The sequence below is a fragment of the Desulfonatronum lacustre DSM 10312 genome, assembly GCF_000519265.1.
Classification (GTDB): Bacteria; Desulfobacterota; Desulfovibrionia; order Desulfovibrionales; family Desulfonatronaceae; genus Desulfonatronum; species Desulfonatronum lacustre.
In genome coordinates, this window is sequence record NZ_KI912608.1 from 555,108 (window position 1) to 581,851 (window position 26,744).

23 protein-coding genes and 2 pseudogenes are annotated in these 26,744 nt (G+C 60.7%); 16 read left to right on the plus strand and 9 right to left on the minus strand.

The genetic code is table 11. The features are described from left to right. Nucleotides 1–6: 6 nt before the first annotated feature. The 5 genes from DESLA_RS0102560 to DESLA_RS0102580 all read right to left on the minus strand — a co-directional run bounded on the left by DESLA_RS0102560 (nucleotide 7) and on the right by DESLA_RS0102580 (nucleotide 7,797). The gene (locus DESLA_RS0102560; protein WP_084031832.1) at nucleotides 7–2,757 is read right to left on the minus strand and encodes a response regulator; all 2,751 of its coding nucleotides are present in this window, start codon (nucleotides 2,755–2,757) and stop codon (nucleotides 7–9) included. A gap of 270 nt (nucleotides 2,758–3,027) precedes the next feature. Beyond that, on the minus strand, nucleotides 3,028–5,244 hold the full coding sequence (locus tag DESLA_RS21395; RefSeq protein WP_051434314.1) for a PAS domain-containing hybrid sensor histidine kinase/response regulator: 2,217 nt from the start codon (nucleotides 5,242–5,244) through the stop codon (nucleotides 3,028–3,030). Nucleotides 5,245–5,265: 21 nt separating this feature from the next. Continuing rightward, nucleotides 5,266–5,889, minus strand: a complete 624-nt coding sequence (locus tag DESLA_RS0102570) for a chemotaxis protein CheC (RefSeq protein WP_028571266.1) — start codon at nucleotides 5,887–5,889, stop codon at nucleotides 5,266–5,268. An 11-nt stretch (nucleotides 5,890–5,900) separates the two neighbouring features. Then, nucleotides 5,901–6,269 carry a response regulator gene (locus tag DESLA_RS0102575; RefSeq protein ID WP_028571267.1) on the minus strand — a complete coding sequence of 123 codons (369 nt, stop codon included), beginning with the start codon at nucleotides 6,267–6,269 and terminating at the stop codon, nucleotides 5,901–5,903. A gap of 202 nt (nucleotides 6,270–6,471) precedes the next feature. Continuing rightward, nucleotides 6,472–7,797, minus strand: a complete 1,326-nt coding sequence (locus tag DESLA_RS0102580) for an OmpP1/FadL family transporter (RefSeq protein ID WP_051434315.1) — start codon at nucleotides 7,795–7,797, stop codon at nucleotides 6,472–6,474. A gap of 271 nt (nucleotides 7,798–8,068) precedes the next feature. Between DESLA_RS0102580 and DESLA_RS18310 the strand changes: the two genes are divergently transcribed. From DESLA_RS18310 to pal, 15 genes and pseudogenes are all read left to right on the plus strand, one after another. Then, nucleotides 8,069–8,563, plus strand: coding sequence for a MarR family winged helix-turn-helix transcriptional regulator (locus DESLA_RS18310; protein ID WP_084031833.1), 495 nt, complete (start codon nucleotides 8,069–8,071; stop codon nucleotides 8,561–8,563). Between the two features lie 492 nt (nucleotides 8,564–9,055). Continuing rightward, nucleotides 9,056–9,349: a hypothetical protein gene (locus DESLA_RS0102590; protein ID WP_028571269.1), complete on the plus strand. Its 294-nt coding sequence runs from the start codon at nucleotides 9,056–9,058 to the stop codon at nucleotides 9,347–9,349. A 47-nt stretch (nucleotides 9,350–9,396) separates the two neighbouring features. Next, a pseudogene (gene cutA, locus DESLA_RS23755) lies at nucleotides 9,397–9,603 on the plus strand (divalent-cation tolerance protein CutA); the annotation flags it as partial. A 355-nt stretch (nucleotides 9,604–9,958) separates the two neighbouring features. After that, nucleotides 9,959–10,885, plus strand: a complete 927-nt coding sequence (locus DESLA_RS0102600) for a carbohydrate kinase family protein (protein WP_028571271.1) — start codon at nucleotides 9,959–9,961, stop codon at nucleotides 10,883–10,885. 42 nt (nucleotides 10,886–10,927) lie between these two features. Then, on the plus strand, nucleotides 10,928–12,034 hold the full coding sequence (locus DESLA_RS0102605; protein ID WP_028571272.1) for a phosphotransferase: 1,107 nt from the start codon (nucleotides 10,928–10,930) through the stop codon (nucleotides 12,032–12,034). Nucleotides 12,035–12,058: 24 nt separating this feature from the next. Beyond that, nucleotides 12,059–12,640 carry an adenylyl-sulfate kinase gene (locus DESLA_RS0102610; RefSeq protein WP_028571273.1) on the plus strand — a complete coding sequence of 194 codons (582 nt, stop codon included), beginning with the start codon at nucleotides 12,059–12,061 and terminating at the stop codon, nucleotides 12,638–12,640. Then, nucleotides 12,637–14,001, plus strand: coding sequence for a tRNA (N6-isopentenyl adenosine(37)-C2)-methylthiotransferase MiaB (gene miaB, locus DESLA_RS0102615; protein ID WP_028571274.1), 1,365 nt, complete (start codon nucleotides 12,637–12,639; stop codon nucleotides 13,999–14,001). The genes DESLA_RS0102610 and miaB overlap by 4 nt, the downstream gene beginning before the upstream one ends. After that, entirely contained in the window at nucleotides 13,998–14,492 is a 495-nt protein-coding gene (locus DESLA_RS0102620) for a bifunctional nuclease family protein (protein WP_028571275.1), read from the plus strand. Before miaB ends, DESLA_RS0102620 begins: the two co-directional genes overlap by 4 nt. A 7-nt stretch (nucleotides 14,493–14,499) precedes the next feature. Then, nucleotides 14,500–15,162: a histidinol phosphate phosphatase domain-containing protein gene (locus DESLA_RS0102625; protein ID WP_028571276.1), complete on the plus strand. Its 663-nt coding sequence runs from the start codon at nucleotides 14,500–14,502 to the stop codon at nucleotides 15,160–15,162. 50 nt (nucleotides 15,163–15,212) lie between these two features. Then, nucleotides 15,213–15,962: an NAD-dependent deacylase gene (locus tag DESLA_RS0102630; RefSeq protein WP_028571277.1), complete on the plus strand. Its 750-nt coding sequence runs from the start codon at nucleotides 15,213–15,215 to the stop codon at nucleotides 15,960–15,962. Nucleotides 15,963–16,047: 85 nt separating this feature from the next. Next, nucleotides 16,048–16,782 (plus strand): MotA/TolQ/ExbB proton channel family protein, encoded by a 735-nt coding sequence (locus DESLA_RS0102635; protein WP_028571278.1) that lies wholly within the window; start codon nucleotides 16,048–16,050, stop codon nucleotides 16,780–16,782. Between the two features lie 24 nt (nucleotides 16,783–16,806). Then, nucleotides 16,807–17,217, plus strand: a complete 411-nt coding sequence (locus DESLA_RS0102640) for an ExbD/TolR family protein (protein WP_028571279.1) — start codon at nucleotides 16,807–16,809, stop codon at nucleotides 17,215–17,217. Nucleotides 17,218–17,253: 36 nt separating this feature from the next. Next, complete coding sequence (gene tolA, locus DESLA_RS0102645; protein ID WP_051434317.1) at nucleotides 17,254–18,174, plus strand: cell envelope integrity protein TolA; 921 nt, start codon at nucleotides 17,254–17,256, stop codon at nucleotides 18,172–18,174. A 6-nt stretch (nucleotides 18,175–18,180) separates the two neighbouring features. Next, on the plus strand, nucleotides 18,181–19,512 hold the full coding sequence (locus tag DESLA_RS0102650; RefSeq protein WP_035261269.1) for a TolB family protein: 1,332 nt from the start codon (nucleotides 18,181–18,183) through the stop codon (nucleotides 19,510–19,512). Between the two features lie 39 nt (nucleotides 19,513–19,551). Beyond that, the gene (gene pal, locus DESLA_RS0102655; RefSeq protein ID WP_028571282.1) at nucleotides 19,552–20,127 is read left to right on the plus strand and encodes a peptidoglycan-associated lipoprotein Pal; all 576 of its coding nucleotides are present in this window, start codon (nucleotides 19,552–19,554) and stop codon (nucleotides 20,125–20,127) included. 112 nt (nucleotides 20,128–20,239) lie between these two features. Here the strand turns inward: pal and DESLA_RS0102660 are convergent, their stop codons facing one another. Both DESLA_RS0102660 and DESLA_RS18315 read right to left on the minus strand, forming a co-directional pair. Next, nucleotides 20,240–20,707, minus strand: a complete 468-nt coding sequence (locus DESLA_RS0102660) for a phosphatidylglycerophosphatase A family protein (protein ID WP_028571283.1) — start codon at nucleotides 20,705–20,707, stop codon at nucleotides 20,240–20,242. Nucleotides 20,708–20,792: 85 nt separating this feature from the next. Then, on the minus strand, nucleotides 20,793–21,389 hold the full coding sequence (locus DESLA_RS18315) for a DUF1134 domain-containing protein (protein WP_051434318.1): 597 nt from the start codon (nucleotides 21,387–21,389) through the stop codon (nucleotides 20,793–20,795). A gap of 235 nt (nucleotides 21,390–21,624) precedes the next feature. Between DESLA_RS18315 and DESLA_RS18320 the strand changes: the two genes are divergently transcribed. Beyond that, a complete protein-coding gene (locus DESLA_RS18320; RefSeq protein WP_051434319.1) occupies nucleotides 21,625–24,789 on the plus strand; it encodes a hypothetical protein in 3,165 nt (1,054 codons plus the stop codon). A gap of 32 nt (nucleotides 24,790–24,821) precedes the next feature. Here the strand turns inward: DESLA_RS18320 and DESLA_RS23760 are convergent, their stop codons facing one another. Then, the gene (locus DESLA_RS23760; RefSeq protein WP_435050753.1) at nucleotides 24,822–25,334 is read right to left on the minus strand and encodes a sensor histidine kinase; all 513 of its coding nucleotides are present in this window, start codon (nucleotides 25,332–25,334) and stop codon (nucleotides 24,822–24,824) included. Nucleotides 25,335–25,370: 36 nt separating this feature from the next. Continuing rightward, a pseudogene (locus tag DESLA_RS18325) lies at nucleotides 25,371–26,654 on the minus strand (sensor histidine kinase); the annotation flags it as partial. Between the last annotated feature and the right edge of the window lie 90 nt (nucleotides 26,655–26,744).

Below are 26,744 nucleotides of genomic sequence, written 5' to 3' on the forward strand. Positions count from 1 at the left end.
GGCTGGTTACTCGGAAACGCCTTGCGAAAGTATCTCGCGCACCGTTTCCGTCAGGGTCTGAAGCTGGAAGGGCTTGCCCAGGAATCCCGCGGCCCCGGTGGCCAGGACGCTGGAGCCATAGCCGTCGGCAACGTAGCCGCTGACGATCAGGACCCGGAGCTTCGGGTTCAGCTTCAACAGGACATTCAGGGTTTTCAGACCGCCCATGCCCGGCATGTTCAGATCCAGGACCACGAGATGGAACGCTTCGGGGTCGGCCTGAATTCGGTCCAAGGCTTGCTCCCCGCGAGAGGCCTCCTCCACTGCGTATCCTTGCAGCCGCAGACCTTCCACGGTGGTTTCCCTGACCAGATCGTCGTCGTCCACGACGAGAATTCTGATTTGAGTGGAGTCGGCGCTGTCCTGGTCGTCAAATTGATGGAAGGATTTTGGCGGAGCGGGGATTGGTTCGTCCGGGAACATCTGAGAGGGGTCCGGGGGGTGGTCCGTGGCCGGGAAGTCGATGACAAAGGTTGTTCCGCTGCCCGGCGTGCTGATGCAGGTGATGCGGCCTCCGTGGCTTTGGACCGTGCCGTAGACCGAGGCCAGCCCCAGTCCGGTACCTTTGTCCACCTCCTTGGTGGTGAAGAAGGGATCGAAAATTTTCTGGGCCGTGTCTTGGTCCATGCCGGTACCGGTGTCCGTGACCAATAGGCGGACCACATTCGTCGGGGATGACGGGGGGCCGTCTTCATCCGGGATGTTCAGGGTGGTGATCGTCAGGGCGCCGACTCCGGCCATGGCGTCGGCGGCATTGGTGCCGAGGTTGAGAATGATCTGCTCGATTTGAAGTGGGTCGGCCAGGATCGGCCTCAAGTCCGGGGCCAGGTGGACGCGGATGTCGATCATCTTGGGGATGGTCCGCTGGAGAATGGCTACCGCTTCCGTGATTTCCCGGTTCAGGTCCATGGGCCGGTGGTCGCCTGGAGTCTTCCTGCTGTAGGCCAGGAGCTGGCGGATCAGCTCCGCGCCCCGGTTGCAGGCCTTGCGGATGCTCAGCAGACCCAGGTAGTCTTCGTCCTGTTTGGTTTTTCGGCCCAGCATGAGCTGGGCCATGCCGCCCACTGCCTGGAGGATGTTGTTGAAGTCGTGAGCCATGCCTCCGGCCAGGGTACCCAAGGCCTCGATCTTCTGGGCTTGGCGCAACTGCTCCTCCAGCTCCTTTTCCTGGGTAATGTCGCTGAGAAAGCCGTCGTAGGAAATCAGGGTTCCATCCCGGTCCCGGACGGCCTTGGTGTTCATGGAAACCCAAAGCGGCGTCCCGTCGCGGCGTTTCAGCCGCACCTGGTAGTTCTTGACCATATCGTGGCGTTCCAGTTCCTGCTTGTAGGCATCCCGATCCGCGGGATCGACGTAGAGCTGGGCCGCGATGTCCGTGATCGCGTCCAGCATCTCTTGCGGTGAGTCGTAGCCGACAAGCTCGGCGTACATCGGGTTGACCCGCAGGAATCGTCCATCCGGCGTGGACTGAAAGACGGCCACCGGCGCGTTGTCGAAGAGCTCCTTGTATTTGCTCTCGGCCCTGGCCTGGGCGGCCTCGGCCTGTTTGCGCTTCGTGATGTTTCGAAACGTCCCTTCCACACCGAGTATGTGGCCTTCGCCGTCGGTGTACAGTCGGCTGTTGGTGGAAACGAAGACCGGGGCGCCGTCCCGGCGTTTCAGGGTGACCTCGTAATCCAGAACCTCGCCCTGACGTTTCAGGGCCAGCAGCAGTCCTTGCCGTTCCTCCGGGTGCAGATAAAACGAGGCCGCCGGGCGACCAATGATTTCCTCCAGGCTGGAGCAGCCGAACATTGGGAGGGCCGACGGGCTGACCAGAATGATGTTCCCCTGAGCGTCTGTTCGATAGTAGACGTCCAGTATGTTTTCCAGCACGGACCGGTAGCGGGCTTCGCTTTTGCGCAGCTCCTGGGTGCGTTCCTCCAGGCGTTCCTCGACCCGTAACAAAGCCCGTTCCCTTCGAGCCTTGGCGCAGAGATCAATAAGGTAGTCCGGGCTGAAGGGCTTGCGCACATAGGCCGCGGCGCCTTTGCGAATGCATTTCAAGGCGATTTCCGGTTTGGAATCGCTGGTGATCACGATGCACACCGTTTCCGGCCGAAGGCTCATGAATTCTTCCAGGACTGAGTCGCCGAGCTGGTCGGGCAAATGGTAGTCCAGGATTACCAGTTCGAAGGGCAGTTTGTGAAACAGATCACGGCCTTCGGCCGCGGTCAGGGCCACATGGGCCCGGTATCCCTGGGCGGCGAACTCGCTTTGCAACAAGAGAGCCATGGAGCGGCTGTCTTCGATGATCAGGACCAAGCGGTCCAGCGGTTGCTTGTGTCCTCGGAGCAGGTCGCGGACCGTTTTCAGAAAGTGGGGAATATTCAGGGGGATGGGTTCGAAGGCGTCGGCCCCGGTTTCAGCGGTGACCCGCGCGGCTTCCTCGCCCGAGAAGGTAGCCGAAGCCACCATCAGCGGGACGGTATTGAACTCCTGGTAAGTGGGGGAGCGCAACAGACGGCAGAACCGCCATCCGTCTATCAGGGGCATGTACAGGTCGGTGAGGATCAAATCCGGCGGAGGGTCGGCGGCCATGCCTTGCAAAGCCTCCTCGGCCGAGGAGAAGGGACGGACCCGCAGCCCCTCACCGCGTAGCAGGTTGGTCATGATCGTCAGTTGGGCCTGGTCGTCGTTGACCAACACGACGCAAGGAGATTTTCTTTCGTTCGTCATTATTTCAGATGGGATGCAGCAGGGTGAAGGCCGGTGCGGCTATGCGACAATGCTGATAAATTTGTATCTACTCAGCACAGAGTAATGCTGTTGCCGGAGTCGGAGTCGGAGTCGGAATCGGGATCGGAATCGAAAACGCTGGGAGGCGTTCTAAATTCTTCCTGTTCCGATACCTGCTCCGATAGCGAAGCGCCGACCCCGTCCCCGATTGCCGGAGCAAGAGCGGACACAAAATGTGCTGAGTAGATACTATTTTTTTTATGGTTATGCTCATTTTGCGGTTTCCGGGGCCTCTGGGATGCGTTTCAACTCCGCGAGGAGCATATGCAAACCGTTTTGCGTTTCCAGAACATTTCCACTTTTCGCCGCCGTTTCCACGACCAGGGCTGCGTCCCGGGCCGGGTCGGCGCAGAGCGTAGCCAGCGCTCCTTTGATCTTGTGGGCCAGCCGGGCCGTTTCCTGAAGGTCCGGGCCGTGGAGAAGGGGGATGATGTGCTCCTGGTATTCGGGCAGCTCTTCCTGGCTAAAGCGCAAGACAATTTTTTGCCACAGTTTGTCGTTGCCCAGAAATCGTGACTTGACGTCCTGAAGATTGAACACCGGTCGCGAATCAATGCAGGGATCGGGAACGGGCTCGGAATCGGGAACCGACGGTGTCCGTGGAGATTCGCTGGGGGAGGTTGAAAAAGTGAAAAGGCGCGTCTCGGCGGACCGTGCCGTCAGCAAGCGCTGGATTTCGGCATGCAGCTGGTCGCCCTGGATCGGCTTGGGCGAGAAGCCGTCCAGGCCCTTGCTTAAGAAGGATTTCCGCTCTTCGGGCAGCACGTAGGCGGTGAGGGCGATAATCGGCGTACGCGGCATGCCTCGATCCCGTTCCAGGTCGCGGATACGGGTCGTGGCTTCCAGACCGTCCATTTCCGGCATCTGGATGTCCATGAGAATGATGTCGTAGGCTCTGCCCTGGAAGGCTCGAACGGCCTCGACTCCGCTGGAAACCACGTCGAAGCTGTATCCATGCTGCCCCAAAATGAAGGCGAGGTATTGCTGGTTGAGGTCCACGTCCTCGGCAACCAGGATGTGGGCCGAAGGGTGCGCATCAGGCGAGCCAGCTGTTTTTGGCGTGTCCGCTGTTTTGGGCATGCACGCTGTTTCGGGCGTCCTGGGCGACGCGGTGGTCGTGGGGGAAGGCGATGCTGTTTGCGCCATGTCGCAAGCCGAGAGGGGCGGAGGTTCGCTGGAAGGTGGTTCTGACGCCGGGAACGCGGCGTCATGTAAAGGAATGACGAAGGAAAACATGCTGCCCTGGCCGACGGTGCTTTGGAATGACAAATTTCCTCCCATCAGCTCGACTAGGCGTTGGCACAAGGACAGCCCCAGTCCGGTGCCCCCGTAGGTTTTCGCGTAGGAACTGTCGGCTTGGGAAAAAGGCTGAAACAGACATTCCCCGGTTGTGGCGGCAATGCCGATTCCGGTGTCTCGGACCTGGAAGCGCAGGGCCGGGCCGAGGTCGGGGGCGTCGATGCGTTCCACGCCGAAGGTGATCCGGCCCTGGGTGGTGAATTTGACGGCATTGTCCAGTAAGTTGCGGAGTACCTGCTCCAAACGGGTGGGGTCGAGGCACGACGTTTGGGGCAGGTTGGGCCCCATCTCCAGTCGGAGTTCCAGGTTCTTGGCTTGGGCCGGAAAGGAATAGAGGTGCCTGCAGCGCTCCATGAGCGGTTCCAAGGCCACGTTTTCAGGACGCAGTTCCAGCTTTCCGGCCTCGACCTTGGACAGATCCAGGATGTCGTTGATGATTTGCAGCAGGGACTGGGCGGAATCCGTGGTCATCCGCAACAGCGTCAGCTTTTCCGGGTCCCTTTCATCGCTGGAGAGCATGTCCAGGGCGCCGAGTATCCCGCTCATGGGGGTGCGGATTTCATGGCTCATGTTGGCCAGAAAGATGCTCTTGGCCGCGTTGGCTTCCTGGGCTTGCTCGGCCATGCGCACGGCTTGGGCGCTGGATTCCTCCAACTTGGCGTTGGTCGCTTCCAACTGGGCCAGGACGCGGCGCAGCTCGTCCTCGGCCTGTTTGCGCTGGATCAGCCGGGTGTTCACCTCGGTGACGTCCTGGATCATGAACATGGCCTGAAAAACGTTGTCCGGTCCGCGCATGGGGCTGATGGTGACGTGCTGAAGCCGGTGCGAACCGTCCGGAAGCTTGGCCGGGATCAGATATTTGTGGATGTGGGAGGAAAAAATGATCGGCGGGCCGCCGCGCAGGACCGACTCAATGCGGGTAGAGAAGCGCTTCTCGGTAAACAAGGGATAGAATTCCCGGATGTCTCGGTCGATGATTCCCGTTTCCCCCAGTCCGGTCCAGTACGCCAGGCACTTGTTCCAGAAGACGACGCGGTAGTCGGCGTCCAGGACCAGAACGCCCAGGGGGATGTGGTCGAGAATCCTGAATCGGTCGGCGTCCGCGCTGGCGGTCGTGGCGTTGTCCATGACAATGGATATCCGGTGGGCTCAGCCGTCCAGAGGCATTCCCTGCTCGGCCATGATCCTGTTCAGGGCCGCCAGCAGACTGTCGAAGGTTCGCAAGCGGAACATGACCAGGATGTCTCCCTGGATCAGGCGTTCCTCCAGGACGAAGTTGGTCTTGGCCAGCAGAAGCATGTTGTCGCGTGGACCGTCGCTGAGCAGCAGGTCGGCGAAGCTGGTTTCGTAATAATCCGGGGGCAGGTATTCGATATGCTCCATGAGCAGGTTGCCGATGGAGCCCATGACGCCGTTGAGGACGATGTTGCCCACCTCCTGCAGCACGCCCATGCGCATCATGTCCATGTCTTCGGCCACGGGCTCTTCGCCGAGGATGATGGTGATCAGCTTGTTGGCGCTTTCCGGGGGGAACATCAACGAGGCCATGCCGGAGAATTTTCCACTGAAGCTGAGTTTGATGGCCGTGACTTTTTGCGTGGCGTCGATGATCTCGCCGGAAAGCATCTTTTCGATGGGAACGACGATCACTTCCGGAGCGAACAGGCTGACGTGCTGGCCGCTCATCTGGTTCAAGGTGCCCGCTGCATGGCCCACGCCGATGTTGATCAGCTCCTGAAGGACGTCCAGTTGATTCGAGGTGAGTTGGCCCATCGAAAACCTCCCTAGCTCGGCGACGCGCCGGTCAACTCGGTGAGCAGCGCTGCCAGCTTTTGAGCCGGGAAGGGCTTGCTCAGAATATCCCTGGCGCCCAGCTTCCGGCAACGGTCCTTGGAACTTTCCTGAATGTCAGCGGAGATGACCACCACGGGAACGGTGGATCCCTGGGTTTGCAACGCTTCCAGAACCTCGAAGCCGTTGAGTACGGGCATGTTCAGGTCCAGCAGGACCACGTCCGGGGCGTGTTCGGCCACGGCGTCCAGGCATTCCCGACCGTTTTTGGCCTCGATCACTTCGTGTCCGAGGCTCTTGACCGCCTTGGTCAAAGCAGAACGTTGAAACATGGAGTCGTCGGCAATAAGCACTTTCGGCATGGGGGCTCCCATTCGTTCATGGTTTAGTGGTGCAACGGATCACGGTTTGGTTCGAGGAACACCGTGAAGCCGCAACAAAACATCTTTTGCAGGGATCGCGGCCAAGGTCAAGAATGGCGGGAACGAATGGCTTGTTGCGCGGGGGAGGCGGAGAATAGGGCCCGGCGCGAGGGGATGCGCCGGGCCCGTGAAGCGGGCGGGATTAGAAGCGGTAGCTCAGACTCGTTCCGATCAGGTGGGTGCGCCCATCCTTGAACGTGCTGTCCAGCACGCCGTCGGCCGGCCGGCCTTTGATGCTGCGATCGCCGAACCAGAGGTACGAATAGGAGAAGTCCAGGCTGAGGTTGTCCCAGGCCAAACCGAGGCCGGTGGTGATGATGTTCCGGTCGTTGGTGGGGGTCATGTAGTCGGCGTATTCGTCGTCGTCCGGGATCTGGTCGTAGACGTAGCCGAGCCGCAGTTTGATCAAGTCGGTCAGGTCGTATTCCGCGCCGAACTGAAAGCGCCAGACGTCGTTCCAATTTTTCTGGGCCGAGGAAACTTTGTTGTCGCCCATGGGCGATCCCGGGGTCAGGGCGTTGCCGTAAGTGATTTCCAGCTTGTCGTAGGTGCTCCAGAGGGTGTAGATGGCGTTGGCTTCCAGGCTCAGCCTTTCAATAGGCCGGAACATGACGCCGAGCCCGAAGGAGTCGGGCAGGGTGAGGTCGCCCTCGGCGGAGGTGTTGTTGAAGTAGCCCAGGGCCATGGCCGCGGGGTTGCGTTTGAACGTGGCATCGCCCTTGATGGTCTGCTTGACCCGGCTTTTGTAGGTCAGGCCCAGAGCCCAGGTGTCGTTGGGCTTGTAATGCAGGGCGATGTTCCCGCCGACGCCCCAGGAGTCACCCTCGAGTTCGGCGCGCATCCCTCCCAAGGCCTGGCCGACCATGCGCTTCTGGTAATAATCGAACCACATCACCTCCGCGCCCACGGCCACCGACACGGAGTCAGTCAGTTTGTAGGCCAGGTTCGGGTTGAAAGAGAGCGATTTGACACGTGTAAAAAGGTTATTGTACTCACCCGGCCAACCGTCCGGGAACTCTGTTCCCAGACCGAATCTGTTGTATACGCCGAGGCCCAGCCAGATTCTGTCGCTCATCTGGCGGGTGACGTAGGCATGAGGCGGGATCCAGGTGTTGCTCTTGATGCTGGTGGTGTCGCCGGGAGTTTCAATATCTCCTTCGGGCATCACCAGGGAGAAGCCGACCATGGTCTGGGTCCCTTCAAGCTGAGTGATTCCCGCGGGATTGTAGGCCACGGCCGAAGGGTCGTCCGCCCGCCCGATCATGGTTCCCCCCATGGATGTCCCCCTGGCCCCGAATTCGTACAGGGCGAAGCCCGCCCCGTAGGCCGGACCGACGCCGAGCAGTCCCATAATCAGGACAAGACCGAGGGCTAAAAATTTGGATATCCCAAGGGAGCGTCCCCCGTACCCTCCACGGGCGCGGCTTCGAGTGATGCCGAAGCGTTGCGAATCATCGGTGCGTGCCATACGTCCTCCTGTTGCGGTTGCCAATTCTGGAAATGGATCATCGCCGCGGCTGGGCCCAATGCTTGTTTCGCCGAGCAGTGCTCCCGTGCCGCTGGACCTTTTTTTCCCTGGAGGAAAAAAATGGTATTCGACGGAGCTGGAGGCGAAGCAGGGCACGTCCGCGATCGTTCATCAAGCTTTCAGAACGCGGTGATCCCGGCCTATACATCAACAGGCCTGCCTATGTTGTCGGGTCTGGAAAAAGTCAACCAATAATTGGAGTGGCAACTAAATGGCTGCATGGATGGAGAAGATGTTGCACATGGACTTGGAGGACTCTCCCGGATTTCTGGTCAACAGGGCGGCGCTGCGCATTAAAAGGGAGTTTCACCGCTTGCTGGAAGAGCAAGGCTATTCCGTGACCCCGGAGCAGTGCGTGGTCCTGTGGCGGCTTTGGAGCCACGAAGGCGGAGTGCAGCGTGAACTGGCCTCGACCACCTTTAAGGACATGACCAACATGACTCGCATCCTCGACGGCCTGGAACGCCGTCAGTTGGTGGTGCGCCAACGCGACGAGCACGATCGCCGATGCAGTCGGATATTCCTGACCGCCGAAGGCCGGGCCCTGCGCGAGGGGATCTTGGGCGTCGCCGGGCAACTGGCCGAACAAGCCTATCGCGGCCTGAGTGAAAAGCAAATCAGAGAGTTCAAGGACGTCTTGTCGCTGATCTACTCCAATCTGAACGACGCCCCCAAGGCCGAACCATCCGCGGCGACGTTCGAGTAGGGGCACGGCGCGCCGGGCCCCTATTTATGAATGCAGATTATCGACCTATCATCCCTTCGCGGGGAACCATCCCTTTTCTCCATGGACTTTCCGTGGCGAGGCTGGGTATCCTTGCCTCTCGTCAGGGCTATTTTGTACTCTGCAAAATCTCTATAATTTCAGAGCGGTAGATTGCAGTATGTTCAAGGGGAAACTCCAGGGCCAGCAATCATCGAAATCGAAATCGAAATCGCTATCGAAATCGGAAAGTTACCAGAAGTCGATTTCGATCACGATTTCGATTTCGATACCGATTCAGAGCGCCCGTAGTGCGAGAACAAATCCGCCCTGTGCCTCGCATGGCCCACGTTGCTTTCTTTTCCGAAAGCTCATAGCCTGATTTGCGGTTCTCGAATTCTTGATTCAGATGCGACTGTGCATGACGATCTTGGTCGGTGAGCCTGTGTGCGTCGTTTTTCAAAACGTCGATTCGCAATGCTAAGGAGAAACCAAATGAACAGACTCAGAGCGATCCTTGGATTGTCCATGGCCGGCTTTGTATTGATCGCCGCTGTGGCTGCCGTATCCCCCAAAACACCAAGTGAAGCTTTGGGCCAGGCGCTGGACGGCGCGGTCCTGGTCAAGGAGCGTTGTACGCAATGCCATGACCTGGTGCGCGTGGAACGCCGCGTCGGTCAGGACCGGGCCTGGTGGGAGCGGACCGTGGAGCGGATGCAGGGCAAGCGCGTCGACCTGCTCGACGACGCCGAACGCAACGCCGTGCTGGACCATTTGTCCGGCACGTAGAGGAGGCGACCATGCAGCCGATCATGGTCTACATGACCGCGGAATCCATGGACCAGGCCAAAACCGTCGCCCGCGAGCTGATTTCCAACCGCCTGGCGGCCTGCGTGAACATCCTGGATCACATGCAATCCCTTTATTGGTGGGAAGGAAAGGTGGAGGAAAGCGGCGAAGTGGTGATCCTGGCCAAGACCAGGGCCGAACTGCTGCCCGCCCTGGCCGAACGGGTTCGGGCCGTCCACTCTTACGACTGCCCCTGCATCGTCTCCTGGCCCCTCACCGACGGCCACCAACCCTTCCTCGACTGGATCGGCCGGGAAACAGCTTCCGCGGTTAAATAGAGCTTTATACTCGCGTAAGCCATGCGCTTATCTCCACGAGAACAAGCCACCATTTCTCAGTTGGCCAAGCAGGTTTTCGGAACTTCGAGCAGCGTTATCCTGTGTCGCGGAGTGCGATCTGCATATTGAGCGCATCCGGCACGCCTGCAATCATGTTCAGTCTTTTTTCCTTTGAGTCCATCCGGTTATGATGTCGTCGTCATCAGGATCACCGCGCCAGGGCGTTGGTGTTTTTTTTCGTTCACCACTTAACACGTACCACGAGGCAACCATGCAGATTCTCGTTTCCGGGTCCATCGCCTATGACCGCATCATGCCCTTTCCCGGCCGCTTTGCCGATCACATTATGCCGGACAAGATTCATATTTTGAACGTCTGTTTTCTGGTCAACGGCGTGAACGAGAAATTTGGGGGCACGGCCGGGAACATTGCCTACACCCTGCGTCTGCTGGGCGAGAAACCCCGGATTCTGGCCTCGGTGGGCGACAAGGATTTTGGCAACTACGTCCAGTGGCTGGAGAAGCTGGAGATGGATCAAACGGGCATCCGTGTCATTCCGGACGAGCTGACCGCCTCGGCCTATATCACCACGGACCAGTCCGACAACCAGATTACCGGATTCAACCCCGCGGCCATGAATCATTCCTCGGAGTATGATTTCTCCAATGTGGTCCCTCAGGACACCCTGGCCGTGGTCGCTCCGGGCAACCTTCAGGACATGGCCGGGTACAGCCGGATCTACCGTGAAAAAGGCGTGCGCTACATTTTCGATCCGGGCCAGAACATCCCGGCTTTTTCCGGCGAGGTAATGCTGGAGATGCTCACCGGCGCGGAGATTCTCATTTCCAACGACTACGAATTGGAGATGATCATGAAGAACACCGGGGTGGATCGGGCCGAGCTGCTGACCCGGGCCAAGACCATCATCACCACCCTGGGCGAACAGGGCTGCACGGTGCTCCGATCCGGTGAAGAAACCCGGCTGGCGGCGGCCAAGGTCGCCAAGGTGGTCGATCCCACCGGGGCCGGGGATTGTTTCCGGGCCGGGCTGATCAAGGGCTTGGTGGAGGGCCGGGACGTGACCGAGGCCGCCAAGGTTGCCCTGACCAGCGCGGCCTACGCCGTGGAACACCACGGCACCCAGGAGCACCACTTCACGGTGGAGCAGTTCTGGGCCAGGTACGCGGAAAACTTCTGATCATTTTCCCAAACGGCAAACGAGATTCCACGGGAGGTTCCCATGCCCATGCGCAATCAAAAACGCCCAGCCTTGCAGATGCATCTGGATTATTTGCGGCAGTATCTGCGGGACCAGTTCGGCCCGGACGCCCAGCTCCTGGAAGCAAGTGAAATGGGTGCCCAGGGAACCCAGGGCATGAAGGATTTCGGCTACGGCAAGCCGGTGTACATTCGCTTCGAGCAGGGCGGAGAGACCAGAGAGACGGTGCTTTCCACCATGCGCGGGGACAAGTACGGGCATCAGTTCTACTGGGACCGGGCCGCGATCATGATGTTCCAGTACGAGGCCGGGGGGCTGATGGACAAGCATGTCCGTCCCCTGGGATTGGGCTATGTGGACCGTGACGGCGCGATGATTCCGGTGCGGGCCCCCCAGGAATTCTTCATGGTCAACGAGATGGTCCAGGGCTACGACTATTACCGGGATCTGGAGCGAATTCGCCGAACCGGGCTGGAACCCGAGGACCTGGCCAAGGCCAAAGCCTTTGCCCTGTGGCTGGCCGAGGTGCATGGCCAAAAAATGGATGATTCCGACCTTTACTGGCGACGGATCCGGAATCTGATCGGGGCGTCGGAGTGTATTTTCGGGCTGGTGGACTCCTATCCACACCCCTATGAGCACTTTACGCCGGAGCGCTTCCAGGCCCTGGAACGGCGACTGGTGGACTGGCGCTGGAAGCTGCGCGGCTATGCCCACCGTCTGGCCGCGGTGCACGGAGATTTTCATCCCTGGAACGTGTTGATCCTACCCGACGGCGACTTCCGGGTCCTGGACCGCAGCCGGGGCGAGTGGGGCGACGGGGCGGACGACGTTTCGACCATGAGTTGCAACTACCTGCTCTTCGGCCTGTACGACCAACCACGGCTTTCCGGAGATTTCGAACGGCTGTACCGGACCTTCTGGGACACCTATCTGGAACGGACCAATGACCGGGAAATCCTGGAAGTCATTGCCCCGTTCCACGTCTTCCGCGCCCTGGTCATCGCCTCGCCGGAATGGTACCCCGGCCACCCTTTGGACGTGCGCCTCGGGTTGTTCCGATTCATGGAAAACGTCCTGGCCGACGAACGGTTCGCCTATGACCGGATCAACGACTATATGGACTGAGTCGTGCCCGATTCCAAGAACTCCATGACTACTGTGCGTCCTGGCGGCTGGGCCGTGTGGTTCACCGGGCTGCCCGGCTGCGGAAAGAGCACCCTGGCCAAGGCAGTGGGCCGCGTTTTGGAGGAGCGTGGGGCCTCGGTCATCCACCTGGAAATGGACGCCCGCCGCAAGGTCTACTTTCCGACCCCGACCTATTCCCCCGAGGAACGCACCCAAGCCTACGAGCGATTTATCCGGGAGGCCGCGGACCTGGTCGCCCAGGGCCATGGCGTGCTCATGGATGGCACGGCTCATCGCTTGGCGGTGCGGACCGCGGCTCGAAACCGGATTCGGCGATTCGCCGAAGTCTTTATCCGGTGCCCCCTGGACGTGGCCATGGCCCGGGAACGGGGGCGGCCCGAAGGGCTGGTCATGGCCGGGTTGTATGAAAAGGCTCTGGATCGACAACGCACCGGTCGCGAACATCCCGGCTTGGGGCAGGTGATCGGAGTGGACGTTCCCTTTGAAGAAAACCCCGACGCGGAATGCGTGGTGGACGGCGCGGTCTCGACCATTGATCAAGCCAGGGACCAGGTGTTGCGATTTTTGGAGAAATGGTTCTCATGAGCGCTCCGCGATTTCACATCACGACCTTCGGTTGTCAGATGAACGTCCACGATTCCCAGTGGCTCGCCCGGTCTTTGGAAGGCCTGGGTTGGGGGCAGGGCACGGAGATCGACGCCGGGGTCCTGGTTCTGAACACGTGCAGCGTGCGGGAGAAGCCGGAACAGAAGGTCTACAGCCATTTGGGCCGACTGCGGGACCTGTGGCTGCGCAACCCCGAACTGCTGGTGGCCGTGGGCGGTTGCGTGGCCCAGCAGGTGGGGGAGGCCTTTTTCGCGCGGTTTCCATACGTTCGGCTCGTTTTCGGTCCGGACGGACTGCCCATGGTCCCTGACGCCCTGGCCCGTTTGATCCGCGAACCCGGTTTGCGACTCAGCCTCCTGGACTTCACGGAGTCCTTCCCCGAGCGTGATGCGGCCCTGCCCGGGCAAAACGTCCAACGCCAGGCCTACGTCACCATCATGCAGGGGTGTGATAATTTTTGCGCCTACTGCATCGTCCCGCTGACCAGGGGCCGCCAGCGCTCCAGGTCCAGCGGGTCGATTCTCGACGAATGCCGGGGTCTGGTGGACCGGGGTGTACGGGAGATCACCCTGCTGGGCCAGAACGTGAACAGTTATGGGCTGGATTCGAAGGGTGCGGAGACAGCTGGAGAACCTGGGTTTCCGGCCTTGCTGGAGGCCATCGCCTCCCTGCCCGGGCTGCGGCGACTGCGTTTCACCACTTCCCACCCCAAGGATCTGTCTCCGGCAACCATCGACGCGTTCGGTCGTCACCCGAACCTGTGCCCCCACCTGCATCTGCCTCTTCAGTCGGGTTCGGATGCGGTATTGCGGGCCATGGGCCGAAAATATACACTTGACCGCTATCTCGACTTGGTTGAGGGATTGCGTCGGGCTCGCCCGGAAATAGCCCTGACCACGGACCTGATCGTCGGCTTTCCCGGCGAAACGGATCGGGATTTCCAGCACACCCTGGACGCCATGCGCCACGTGGGCTTTGCGAGCAGTTTTTCTTTTGTCTATTCGGACCGTCCCGGAACCAGGGCCGCGAACATGGACGGCAAACTGGACCGGGACGTGAAGGCCGAACGGTTGCGGGAGCTGCAGGACGTGCAGGCCGAACTGTCCGAGCAGTGGCTGCGCGGGATGGTCGGCAGCCGGGTCGAGGTACTGGTGGAAGGCGAGAGCAAGAAAACGTCGGAAGACCTCCCGAGCTGTCGCGGGCGAGATGAATTCGGGCAGACCGTGAATTTTCCCGTAACGTCGGGAGTTCCGCGGGATTTGATCGGGAGCGTCGTTCCGGTGCGGATTCGGGAGGCCAAAAAGCATTCGCTGTGGGGATGCATGGAGGAGGACGGATGATTGAAATGCACATCTACGGACTGGCCCTGGACGAGGACAGTCAGGTTCCGGTGCTGATCCTCAAGGACAAGTCGGATAAACAGGTTCTGCCCATCTGGATCGGGGCCATGGAAGCCGTGGCCATCTCCATGGTCCTCAACGATGTTCGTCTGCCCCGCCCCATGACCCATGATCTGCTGCTCCAGGCCATCGAGGCTCTGGGCGGCGAGGTGCGCAACGTGGACGTGGTCCGGCTGCACGACAACACCTATTTCGCGGAAATCGAGGTGCTTCAGGGAGAGTCACTGAAGCGGATCGATTCCCGACCCTCGGACGCCATCGCCCTGGGCTTGCGGGCCCAGGTGCCGATCCGGGTCAGCGAGGAGGTTTTGGCCCATATCGTGGAGGTGCGCGAAAACCGGTACCAGGCGGTTCTGAAGACCGAGGACGCCCAGCAATGGAATGAGATCCTGGAAAAATACACTATTGACGACACCAAATACAAAATGTGATCCGCTTATGATTGATCTGCACACCCACACCCTGTTCAGCGACGGAGCCCTGCTGCCCACGGAACTGGCCCGACGGGCCAAGGCCGCCGGGTACCAGGCCATGGCCTTCACCGATCACGTGGATGCCAGCAATCTGTTTCTGGTCTTGGAAAACGTTGGCCGCGTGGCCGCCCAGGGCGCGACGTACCTTGGGCTGGACATCCTGCTGGGCGTGGAATTGACCCACGTTCCTCCCGGATTGATAGCCCGCTTGGCGGATTCGGCCCGGATGAACGGGGCCGAACTGGTGGTCGTCCACGGCGAAACCATTGTCGAACCCGTGGAACTGGGCACGAATCTGGCGGCCATCGAAGCCGGAGTGGACATCCTGGCCCACCCCGGATTGATTACCCCCGAGGAGGCCCAACTGGCCGCCGAGCGGGGCGTGCACCTGGAAATCACCACCCGCAAGGGCCACAGCCTGACCAACGGCCACGTGGCGGCCATGGCCCGCCGCTTCGGCGCGAAACTGGTGATCAACAACGACGCCCACGCCCCTGGGGATCTGATCTCCCGCGACCAGCGCCGCCGCGTCGCCCTGGGTGCCGGCCTGACCCAGGACGAATATCTGCAAGCCGAGGCCAATTCGTGGGCCTTGGTGGACAGGGGAAGGCGGAAGGGAGAGGGATGAGGGCTCAACCCCTGAACCGTGAACCGTTGAACCCCTGAACCCCCACCACCATGTCCAACCTTATCGACCAGGCAGCCGATATCTGGCGTTCCTCGCGGAGCGTCGTCGCGTTGACCGGGGCCGGGATTTCCGTGCCCAGCGGGATTCCGGATTTTCGCAGCCCCGGCGGGTTGTGGTCCCGGTTCGACGCCAACGTGGTGGCCAGCACCTGGGGCCTGGAACGCAACCCCAAGGCGGTGTGGGAGTTTCTCCTGGACGCTTTGACCATGTTTGGGAACGCCGCGCCCAACCCGGCTCATTTGGCGCTGACCCGGCTGGAGCAGGCCGGACGGCTGGACGTGGTGATCACCCAGAACATCGACGGTTTGCACCAGCAGGCCGGCACGCGCAACGTGATCGAGTTTCACGGAAACTGCCGTGGGTTTTACTGCAACGCCTGTCGGCGCGATTATTCCACCAAGGCGGCTGAGGGGTTGACCTCCGCGGACCTGCCCTGGATGTGCGAGGCCTGCGGCGGCGTGGTCCGCCCGTCGTTGGTCTTTTTCGGCGAGGCCATCCCCCAGGCGGCCTTGACCGAAAGCCAGCGCTGGAGCAACCGGGCCGATCTGGCGGTGATTATCGGCACCTCCGGCGACGTGGCTCCGGCCAACATCATCCCTTATCAGGTCAAGGCCGGAGGCGGTCGGGTGGTGGAGATCAACCTGGGGCCGACCAGTTACGGCGATCTGGCCGACGTTCGCTTGGACCTGCCGGCCGAAGAGTGCCTGCCGGAGCTGGTGGAACGGTTGGAGGGGGATTGAGTTCAGGAGTCAGGAGTTTGAACCGGACTTGAGCGGACGCGCGAAACGGCATCAATAATCACAAACAGGTACAGGAAATTCATTCATGGAGCTTCTTCCGCAGACAGGCATTTGGGATCTGGTCCGTCAGGCGACCATCGTGGTGCAACTGGTGATGCTGCTCTTGGTGGGCATGTCTCTGGCCAGTTGGAGCATCATTTTCTACAAGATCATGATTCTGCGCCGGGCCAAGCAGCAGGCCCTGGTGGACTTCAAGCGCTTTCAGAGCGCCCCGGACCTTGGGTCAGCGGTTCATATCCTGGCTCGCGGCGCGGACTCGCCGCTCTACCCCCTGGCCTACCAGGCAGTGGCCGAACTGAAGCGGCTGGAAGGGGCCACCATGCCCGCGGCCCAGAAGAGCAAAATCGCCATGGACAACCTCCGCCGCGTCCTGCGTCAAAACGTCAGCAGCACCATGCGTAATCTGGCTTCCTCGCTCTCGTTCCTGGCCACCTGCGCCAGTTCGGCCCCGTTTATCGGGCTGTTCGGCACGGTCTGGGGGATCATGCATTCGTTCCATGCCATCGGGCAGATGGGCAGCGCTTCCCTGGCCACCGTGGCCCCGGGCTTGTCCGAAGCGCTGGTGGCCACGGCCATCGGCTTGGCTGTGGCCATCCCCGCGTCCGTGGCCTACAATTACTTTCGGGGAATGCTGGGCAGCATCGAGGTGGAGCTGATCAATTTCGCCGGGGCGTTCTTGAACCGGGTTCAACGTGAGCTGCCCTGGGTTTCCGGGCAGTTGGAGCCCGAGGAGAACGGGCTGGCGGAACACGAAATCTAGGCGCTCCCGGGCAAGGAGAAAGTTATGGAAGGCCATACCGGTCAAGGATATATGGACCAGATGAACGTGGTCCCGTTCGTCGACGTCATGCTCGTATTGCTGGTGATCTTCATGGCCACGGCGCCCTTTATGACCGAGGGGCTGGAGGTGGATCTACCCCAGACCCGGACCGTGCAGACCCTGCCGCAGGACGAAGACACCTTGGTCTTGACCATCCGAAGCGACGGCTCCATTTTTCTGGATCAATACGAGGTGGCCTTGGGCGGGCTGGGTGAGCATGTCCAGCGCTTGATCCAGACCCGTGACAGAATTCTCTATCTGCGCGCGGACAAGGACGTGCCTTACGGGCTGGTGGTCCAGGTGATGGCCGAAGCCCGCGAGGCCGGCGTTGAGCGGCTGGGCATCGTAGCCGAGTCCGAGCCTCGGGAACCATAAGCCGGTTACCAATACGGGGCGATTTTCGAGGTGAGGGTGGGCATTCCTACACATATTCTGGTTTTTGGGTTGTCCCTGCTTCTGCATGTCGGCGTGCTGGGGCTTGGATTGTTCCAGCTGTCTTCCAGCAAGCAGATCCGGGTCGATCTGAGCAAGCCCGTTGTCTATCAGGTGGATTTGGTCCGCCTTGATCCGCCCGCTCCCGGGCGTCCCGCTCCCTTGGCCCCTTCCGCCCCGGCTCCCGCGCCGCCGGTCCCGGCGGCCCAGGAACAACCCAAACCCGCGCCCAAGCCGGCGGTGACGCCTCCCGCGCCGCCGCCACCGCAGCCCAAGGCTGAGGTCCCCATCCCGGAGCCGCCCAAACCGACCCCCGAACCCAAACCGGCGCCGAAGCCGGAACCCAAGCCGGAACCCAAACCCGAACCACCGAAACCCAAGCCGGAACCCAAACCCGAACCACCGAAACCCGCTCCGAGTCCTCCCAAACCAGAGCCACCGCGACAACCCGCTCGGACCGAACCGACCCGGGAGCAGGTCATGGCCGAGGCCCTTGGGGCCGTGCAGCGGGATGTGGCACAACGGGCCCAGCCGGATGCAAGAGATCAGGCCCTGGCCGGCCTGCGCCAAAGCGGGGCCACCGGTTCCGGCGGTGCGGACGGACAGGCCGGGAGTGGTTACGGGGGGCTGTTGGAAGTTTACGCGCAGATGGTGGAGAATCGGGTCAAGGCCCAGTGGCGGTTCCCCAAGGGCGCTTCGCGACAGGATCTCAGCGCGGTGCTGGATATCTCCCTGGACCGGGACGGTCGTGTCCTGGGCAGCCGCGTGGTGCGTTCCTCCGGGCATTCCGGTTTCGACGCCTCCGCGGAACGAGCAGTGGAGGAGACCGGGCAACTGCCGCCTCCGCCTCGTCCCGACTTGCGTACCGTCCGCATCACGTTCAATCTTCAGGAGTTGTAACCAAATATGCACTTGTTTCATGTATCTGACCCGCGACGCTTGGCGCTGCTTTTGTTGATCCTGTCGTGCGTGGTCTTCTCGGTCCGAGACGTCGGCGCGCAACAAACCTTGAGCATCGATATCTTCGGCCCGGGGCAGTCCCAACTGAACATGGTCATGGCCAAGCCCCTGGGACTGGCCGCGGGACAGCAGCCTCCGGCCGAGGCCGATACTCTTGCCGGATATCTGGAGGATTATCTCGGATTCATGCCGTTTTTGCGGCTGATTCCGGGGAGCCGTATCTTGGGAGGTGACGTGCTGCCCGGAGTCACGGCCCAGGACATGGATTTCCGTCGGTTTCGGCTGGAACGGGTCGATCTCGTGCTTACCGCCGGATGGGGCGGTCCGAGCGGTCCGGTGGAGCTACGGGTCTTCGAGACCTTTGAACAGCGGCTGATTCTGGGCAAGGCCTACACTGGGGCGACCCCGGCGGATCTGCCCGAGATCGCGGCCAGGTTTTGCGCGGACCTCATGGCGGAACTGACCGGGCAGGGGGATTTTTTTCGTTCCACCTTGGCGGTGGTCCGGACCCACGGAGAGAACAAGGAAATCTGGGCCTCCTCTCCCCTGGGCCAGGGGATGCGTCAGGTGACCAGCCTGGGGGGCATCAGCATGAGCCCGGCCTGGTCCAGGGACGGACGACGACTGGTGTTCACCCTGATCAAAGACGGCCGGCATTATCTGGGGATTCTGGACAAGGAAAGCGGTGACGTTCGACGCGTTCAACTGCCTGGGAACAGTGTGATTTCTCCGGTATTCGACCACAGAGGCAATATTTTCGTCAGCTTGAATCCGGAAGGCAGTCCGAACATTTACCAGCTTTCCGAGGATCTGCGCATGGGCCCAAGAGTGGTTCAGAGCTGGGCCATCGATATTTCGCCGAGTTTCGACGCTACGGGCTCGAAAATGGCTTATGTTTCCAGCAGGCTCGGAAATCCTCATATTTTTGTTGTGGACATTGCCTCCGGGGAGTCCCGCCGGGTTACGTACGAGGGGACCTACAATACCAATCCCAGCCTGAGCCCGGACGGGCGACTGGTGGTTTTTTCTCGCCAAACCAGCGAAGGGCATAGAATTTTTATGCACGACCTGCTTACGGGGAGGGAACGGCAGTTGACTTTTGGGCCAAGAAATGATGTCAGTCCGGCTTGGGCACCGGATAGTTATTTTATTGCATTCAGTTCCAATCGGAGTGGGGAGTACAAGATTTATCTGACCACCCGGAACGGCGACGAGGCCCGGCTGGTGCCCCTGGGCGAGGGAGAGTTCGCGTCGCCGGCCTGGACGCGGCAACCGTGATGCGTTTTTTTCATCAACAGTTTTTTAAGGAGAAAAGGTATGAGGGGGAATTGGGTTGTTGGATTGGGGCTGATCCTGGCCATGATGCTGGCCTTCGGGTCTGGCTGCGCCAAGAAGCAGGTTGATTCGAGCCCGGTGGGCGTCAGTGCCGAACAGGCCGCTGAAGAGGCGAGACTGCGGGAAGAGGCCAGACTGCGGGAGCAGCAACTGGCTGAAGAGCGTTTGGCCAGGGAGCGTTCCGAATCGGAACGGGCCCGGTTGGGCCAGGTGGCTGAAATGATCACCGCGAACATGATTCATTTTGACTTTGACAGATACGACCTGCGTTCGGACGCTCGGGAAGTCTTGCAGACCAAGGCCGAGTTGCTGAAGCAAAACCCGGATGTCCGCCTGCTGATTGAAGGTCATACCGACGAACGAGGCACCTCCGAGTACAACCTGGCCTTGGGTGAGCGCCGTGCCCGGGCCGCGTATGAGTTCCTGGTCCTTTTGGGCATCAGCCCCAATCGACTGCAGATCGTCAGCTACGGCAAGGAACGCCCCTTGAATCCGGCCAGCAACGAGACCGCCTGGGCCCAGAACCGTCGCGCGCAGTTCCGGATACTTGATATGTAGGAATGTGAAAGGTTCTTGAACCGACCACGAATAAAAAACGCCGCCGGGGTTGCCCGGCGGCGTTTTTTATTCGGCGTGGGGGCTATGCGTGCCAGTCCTGTCTGTATTGCGACTATGTCAGCAAAACCACGAGCCAGAGCAGGGTCGCCGCCGGTAGCGCGGCCACCGCGTCGTCGAGCATCACCCCCAGCCCTCCGGGAACCCGCCGTTCCACCGTGCGAACCGGCCAGGGTTTGAGAATATCGGCAACTCGGAAGAACACGAAGCCCGCGGCCAGTTGCAGGGGGGTCAGCGCGGCAAAGGGCAGCAGAGTCAACCACTGACCCAACAACTCGTCCACCACCACGCATCCGGGATCCTTGCGTCCGAATAACCGCTCGGCCCTGGCCGCGGCCCAGGTCCCGACCACCAGCACACCCGCAAGTACCAGCACGCGCAGGGAAAAAGACAGCGGCATGAACAGCCATGGAGCGGCGACCACCGCGGCCAGGGAGCCCCATGTCCCCGGAGCCTTGGGCAGAAGGCCGAACGGTCCGAGGGTGGCGATGGTCGAAGCGACGCGGTCGAGAAAAGCGGGCATGGGGTTATCTTTCGTGTGGGCCCGACCGGTTGTTCAGAAGCGCGGTAAATACGCTTCCGTCATAAGTGCCGAGCCCGGAACGGCATCAGAACGGGTTGATGTGCTCCTGTCTCGTGTAGTGCAGGTAGCCCACGCTGGCACCCAGGCGCAGGCCGACACCGGTGCGGATGGGCGCGAGGACGATCTCATTGCTCTTTTGGTAGTTCATGCTGAACCCGCCGAGGACGTAGACACTGCCGTCCACCCCTGGGAAACGCTGGAAAATCAGGTTGGGGTCGGTCAGGTTGTAGACCAGGGTGAAGACCTTCGCGGCATGCAGCCCAACGTCGAAGCCCATGGACGGCCCCTGCCAGTACACGTCAACAGGGGATTGCCCCTTTAGCTGCAACTGCCCCTTGCCGTAACGCAGCCCGACCACCAAGGCCCCGCCGGCCTCGTCGCCCTTGATGAATCCGGTTGGACGGCCTTGGTCGGCGAATACTCTGTTCAGGATGTCGGCCAACCCTTCGGTGGTCCCTTCGAAAAAGCCCTCCACCTGATTACGGATTTCTTCCTCGCTGTAGGTTTGGGATTCGCTTTCCATTTCAGGGGGGGCTTGGGCCATGACCTGGGTCAGGGCCAGGAAGGAGCAGAGCCAAGCCGTCAGCCCCATGACGATGATCGTACGTCGAAAAGTGTTCATGATTTTCTCCGGGTTGTCTCGGTTTGTGAGTCAGGATGACGTTTCCTGTCGGACCGTTATTTCAAGCGATGATCCACATGCGACACTACTTTGAACGGCGGGCATGATCAAGATGGAAAGGCTTGAAGATACAGGGCGGCGGAATTGTGCATTGTTCCGGATATTGTTACATTGAGGTTACGAAAGTGCGTCGTTTTTCGATTTTGCCAATTTTTCAACATTTCATGGATATTTCGTGAAGCTGTCGACCTTTGTGGACCGTCTTTATTTCGACCGGAAGGACTTCGAGCTGTTGGCCATCGTCAACGATGTTCTGCAGGGCGAAGACGAGCCGAACTTGAAGAGCTTGCTCACGCCGTACCTGCATCCTCACGGTATCAAGGAGATGGCCGCCAGCACCGGGTTGCGGGTGGCCTACGCCGTGGTTCGGCTGTTTCGTTCCCTGGAGCGCAGCGACGTTGAGGAGCGATTGCGCACCCTGCAGGCGTTGCGGGAGGAAATTTTCTCCATGTCCGGTGTGGCGCTGCGCAACAATACGGCTCGGGTGCTGCTGCAGATCATGAAGGAGCTGGTTCGGGCCGAGGACGAGAGCGCCAAACTCCAACTCGCACGGGATTTCCGGGACGCGGCCACTGGACGCCCTCGGGCCATTGCCCGTCAGTTGCGCAAGTACCATTTGGTGGAAATGCCGGAGGCCTGGAACCAGATCGCCTTTGACGATCATGTCCACGACGCCAACACCAAGGGCCGTAAATCCGCCACCCACCTGATCATGGACGCCTGGATCAAGGGCATCCGACGGCTGCGGGTGATCTATTACAACTCCCTGACTCCGGAGGTGGCCGAGGAACTGATGCGTGCGGCTGAAATCATGGAGGTGGACGTTCGGGTCGGGCTGGAATTTTCGCCGCGGTTTCGCGGAAGGTATCTTCGCTTGATCTGGACGCCGCGAGGCTTCACGGACACCCGTGATTTTCTGGGGTTCATCCGCCAACCGGATGTCCAGGAGTTCATGGACGAGGGCCGCCGTGCTTCCGATTTCAAACAGGCCTATGTCTTCGCGGTCCTGGACGCCTTCAACGAGACCCACCGCCTGGAGATCACCCGTCGTTTCGGCGTGCTGATGCCCGAGCTGTCCAGGGACGACCTGCTGCATCTCGTCGGCACCGGACAACCTTCCTTGCACCACCTGGGCAAGTTGATCCACGATTCCCTGTTGTCGCTCTTTCGGGAGCGACTGGACGATTTGCACGAATGCTGCGCTTTTGGCGGGGACGACCAACGCCGGGCCGCCATGGAGCTGGCCGAGGATATGAATCGGTTCGACGCCGAGGCCGTGATTGAGGGCTATCTGCGCCCTGCTCGAAATCCCAAGCTTTTCAACCCGTTCGTGCCGGCGGATGACGACCAGGCCCCGTCATTGTTGCGGGCGTCCCTGCCGGAACTGCTGGCCCGTTTGGAGCGCCTGCACGCCCGATTCCGGATCACGCTGGGGCTCAGCGGACTGTGGGCCGAAGATGTCCTGGAACTGTTGGATCAAGCCCGGGGCCGGATTACTCGTTTGGAATCCTTCAATTTCAAGGATGCCGTGTATGGGCGATGTCCGGATCACGTCCGCATCCTGGAACTGCAAGCCGCCCTCAATTCCGGCAATGCCGTGCGCCTGAAGCGTCTGGTCATGGACATCGTGCACCGGGTGGAGGGCGACCCGGAACGCGATTCGGGCCAAAAGGCTGCGCTACGAAAAATTCTTGAGGAGTTGGAGCATTTTCGGGGGTATTACCGGAACACGATGCTCAAGTCGCGCATCGGTACGGACTCCACCGGCGGATCAGCCAAGATTCCGGGGATGGGGCTGGTCGTGGTGGACACGCTGCCCAAGAAGAGCCGACGGCAGGTGGAACACCTCCGCGGCGAGCCCGAGAACAGGCTTGGATCCGCCCATGGAAGCACTCCCTTGAACGCTCTCGGAACGGTCCAGGAATCTTCGCGAGCCTGCGTTTCCGGAAACGGCAGGCGGTGCATTCCCATTCGGATCGATGTGGCTCTGCGCCGGACGTACAGCCTTGGTCGCCGCAACCAGGGGCAAAGCCGGTGCCTGGGTCTGGGTTTTGGCCTGGGAGAGCAGGTTACGCGAAGCTTATCGCGTCGTCTGCTTCGCCCGGTAAGCGAGGAGTGGCTGGTGGAAGGATATCGTTGCGTTCCGCCTGACCAAAGCAATATTCGCCTGCTGGGCGGGTACGCCAGCGAGGAGGAAAAGAAGCTGCGCCTGGACTGCACCGCCACGTCCAAGGCCAAGGAGCGCCCGCATTCGCGCTACCTGAACACGCATCTTAAGAATTTGCTGAAAATTCTGTGCGGCTTTGTTCCGGCCTTCGCCACCTTTGCTCTGACCAAGGACTGGTGGGTGCTGGCGTACTTCGGGGCGTTGATCTGGTTCGGGATCACCGGGGTGCGCAACATTATCCAGGCCGTGCTCGGGGCCGGGGGATTACGGCGGACTCCGTTTTTGCACTGGAGCGAATACGTCAAATGGAATCGGATCTCAGATTCGTTGATGTACACCGGGTTTTCGGTGCCGCTGTTGGATTTGCTGGTCAAGACCATGCTTCTGGATCGGGGGATGGGGATCACTGCCGAGTCCGGGCCGATGGCGCTGTATGCCGTGATGGCGGTGGTCAACGGGCTGTACCTGGCCGGGCACAATTTGTTTCGCGGACTGCCCAAGGCCGCGGCCGTGGGCAACCTGTTCCGGACGATACTCTCCATTCCATTGGCCTTGATTCTGAATTTTCTGCTCGGCTTTGCCTTGGGGGCGGCCGGCGTGCCGGCGGTGGGGGTGGTGCTTCAGAACTGGGCCGCGGTCATTTCCAAGCTGGCCTCGGACATCGTGGCCGGGTTCATTGAGGGGCTGGCCGACCGAGCCGTGAACTTTCGGGAGCGGAGCTTGGACTACGCGGCCAAACTGCGCCGGATGTTCGACGTGTACGCCGGCCTGGAGCTGCGGCATCCGGATACCGAAGTGCTCAGCGTCCTGGAAAAACCGGAGCGTTTCGTCTGCGCGGCGACAAGGGAGGAAGAGAGTCTGAACCTGGCTGTTATTGTTAATGCCCTGGATTTGATGTACTTCTGGATGTATCAGCCCCGGGCGCGGCATGTACTGGAACGGCTGATGCGCCAGATGAGCCAGGAGGAGCGACGGGTTTTTCTGCTCTCCCAATATGTGCTCCAGCGCGAACGGGATATCTCCCAGCTCTTTCTGGACGGCCTGGTGGGCAAGAACTTTTCTCGCGCCCTGGCCTTTTATCTCCACGGTTGGCGGGGCTATCTGGAGGACATCCAGCGTCTCGCCGTGCATCTGCCGTCCGCGGAAAGGGGGGGCCGTCCGGCCTCTTGCTGACCCCCGGCAAGGAAGATGGGCGAGTATCCTGATCAACTCGCCCCGGATTTCCTGCCTTGCTGCGCGGCCTTAAGGGTGAACAGAAAGGTCGCGCCTTCGCCCGGGATGCTTTCCACCCATATTCGGCCGCCGTGGTGGCGGACGATGTGCTTGCAGATGGCCAGCCCCAGGCCCGTTCCGCCGTTGCCCTCGCTACGGGCCGCGTCCTGGCGGTAGAACCGTTCAAAGAGGCGTTCCTGGTGTTCGCGGGGAATCCCGGCGCCGTGGTCCCGGATGGCGAAGACCATGTATTCGCCATCCGGACGGCAGGAAATGGTCACCTTGCCTTTTTCGGGGCTGAATCGGATGGCGTTTTCCAGAATGTTCTGAAAAACCTGGACGAGCCGGGACTTGTCGCCAAGCACCCATGCACCTTCCGGGGCACCTCCTGGAGCGCCTCTTTGGCTCCTGCCCGACTCCAGATTGTTTTCGAACCGGATTTGCTTGCCCTGGGCCAAGGGGGCGCACATCTCCATGGCCGAGCGCAAGGACTCGGCGGCGTCCATGATCTCCAGGGTGTTGCTGGGAGCCTCGGCCTCCAGGCGGGCCAGTTTGAGCAGATCCGTGACGATGTTCGCCATGTGTTCGGCATTGCGCTGGATGATCCGTAAAAAGGAGCGGGCGGTTTCCGGGTCCGGCGGCGGGTCGCCCAGCAGGGTTTCGGTGTAGCCTTTGATGGATGTCAGCGGGGTGCGCATTTCGTGGGAGACGTTGGCCACGAAGTCCCTGCGAATTTTCTCCATCCGCCTGGGCAGGCTGACGTCCTGGACCACCAGCACGGCTCGTTGACCGCCGGAGGGGTCCTGATAAGTGTTGATTCTGGCTTCAAGTTCGTTCCCGCCGGGGCGATGGAGCAACAGGCGTTCTTCCTGGTCCGACATGCCGTGCAGGACGCGCTCCATGGCTGAGGCCAGTTCCGGCTCCAGAGTGGCCTCCAGGATGGTTTTGCCTTCCAGTTTCTGTAATTTCGGGAAGAATTTGCGAAAAGCCGGGTTGGCGGAAACGATTCGTCCATTCTGCCCCAGGGTGAGCACGGCCTCGCTCAAGCCGTTGAACAGGGCTTCGAGCTGAGCCTTTTGTTCCTCCATGTGGTTCACGTGCCGGGAAATTTCTTCGGCCATGGTATTCACGGCCTCGGCCAAGGGAGAGAATTCGCTGCCCCGGTCGACGTGCAAGCGGCGGTCATAGGCTCCTTTGCCCACATCGGAAACCAGATTGATCAGCCGCCTGATGGAGGAGAAAATCGTCTGGGTGAACCAGAAGCTCAGCAGCAGTGAGACGATCAGGCAAATTCCGAGAATGATGAAGAAGCGCTTCTTGAGAATGTCCACTTGGTCGTACAGGTTGGACAGGGGCAGGGCGATGCGCAGCACTCCGGCGGTTTCGTCGCCCATGGGACAGCGCTGGGCGACATAGATCAAGTCCCTGCCGATGGTGCCGCTCAGCCGGATGTCCGTGCCGACGCGGCCTTCCCGGGCGACCATGATTTCCGGGCGCGTTCCGTGGTCTTCCACCTCCGCCAGGCGGTCGGCCCGGACATGGCTGTCCGCCGCGACCCGGCCATTGACGGTATAGGTCAACCGGACGTCCATCCGTCCCCCAATCTCGGTGGCCCAGGCCTGCATCGCGGCTTCATCGCCGTGAAATCCCGCGGAGAGGAACTGCCAGCAGGTGGCGTTGAGCAATTTTTGGGCCCGGTCCTGGCCGTGGTCGATCAGGTCTGAGCGGACGGTTTGGGCCAGGAAGACGTACATGGGGATGAACACGGCCAGTAACAACCCCCAGAACAGGGCCAGAATTCGAAAACGCAGGGATGATTTCGCCATGGCGGGCCTCAAGGAGTTCGGGCGAGACGTCGTATCTGCGCCCGATACGTTGATAATTGATGGTTAAAGCAAAAAACAGGTCGGGAGATG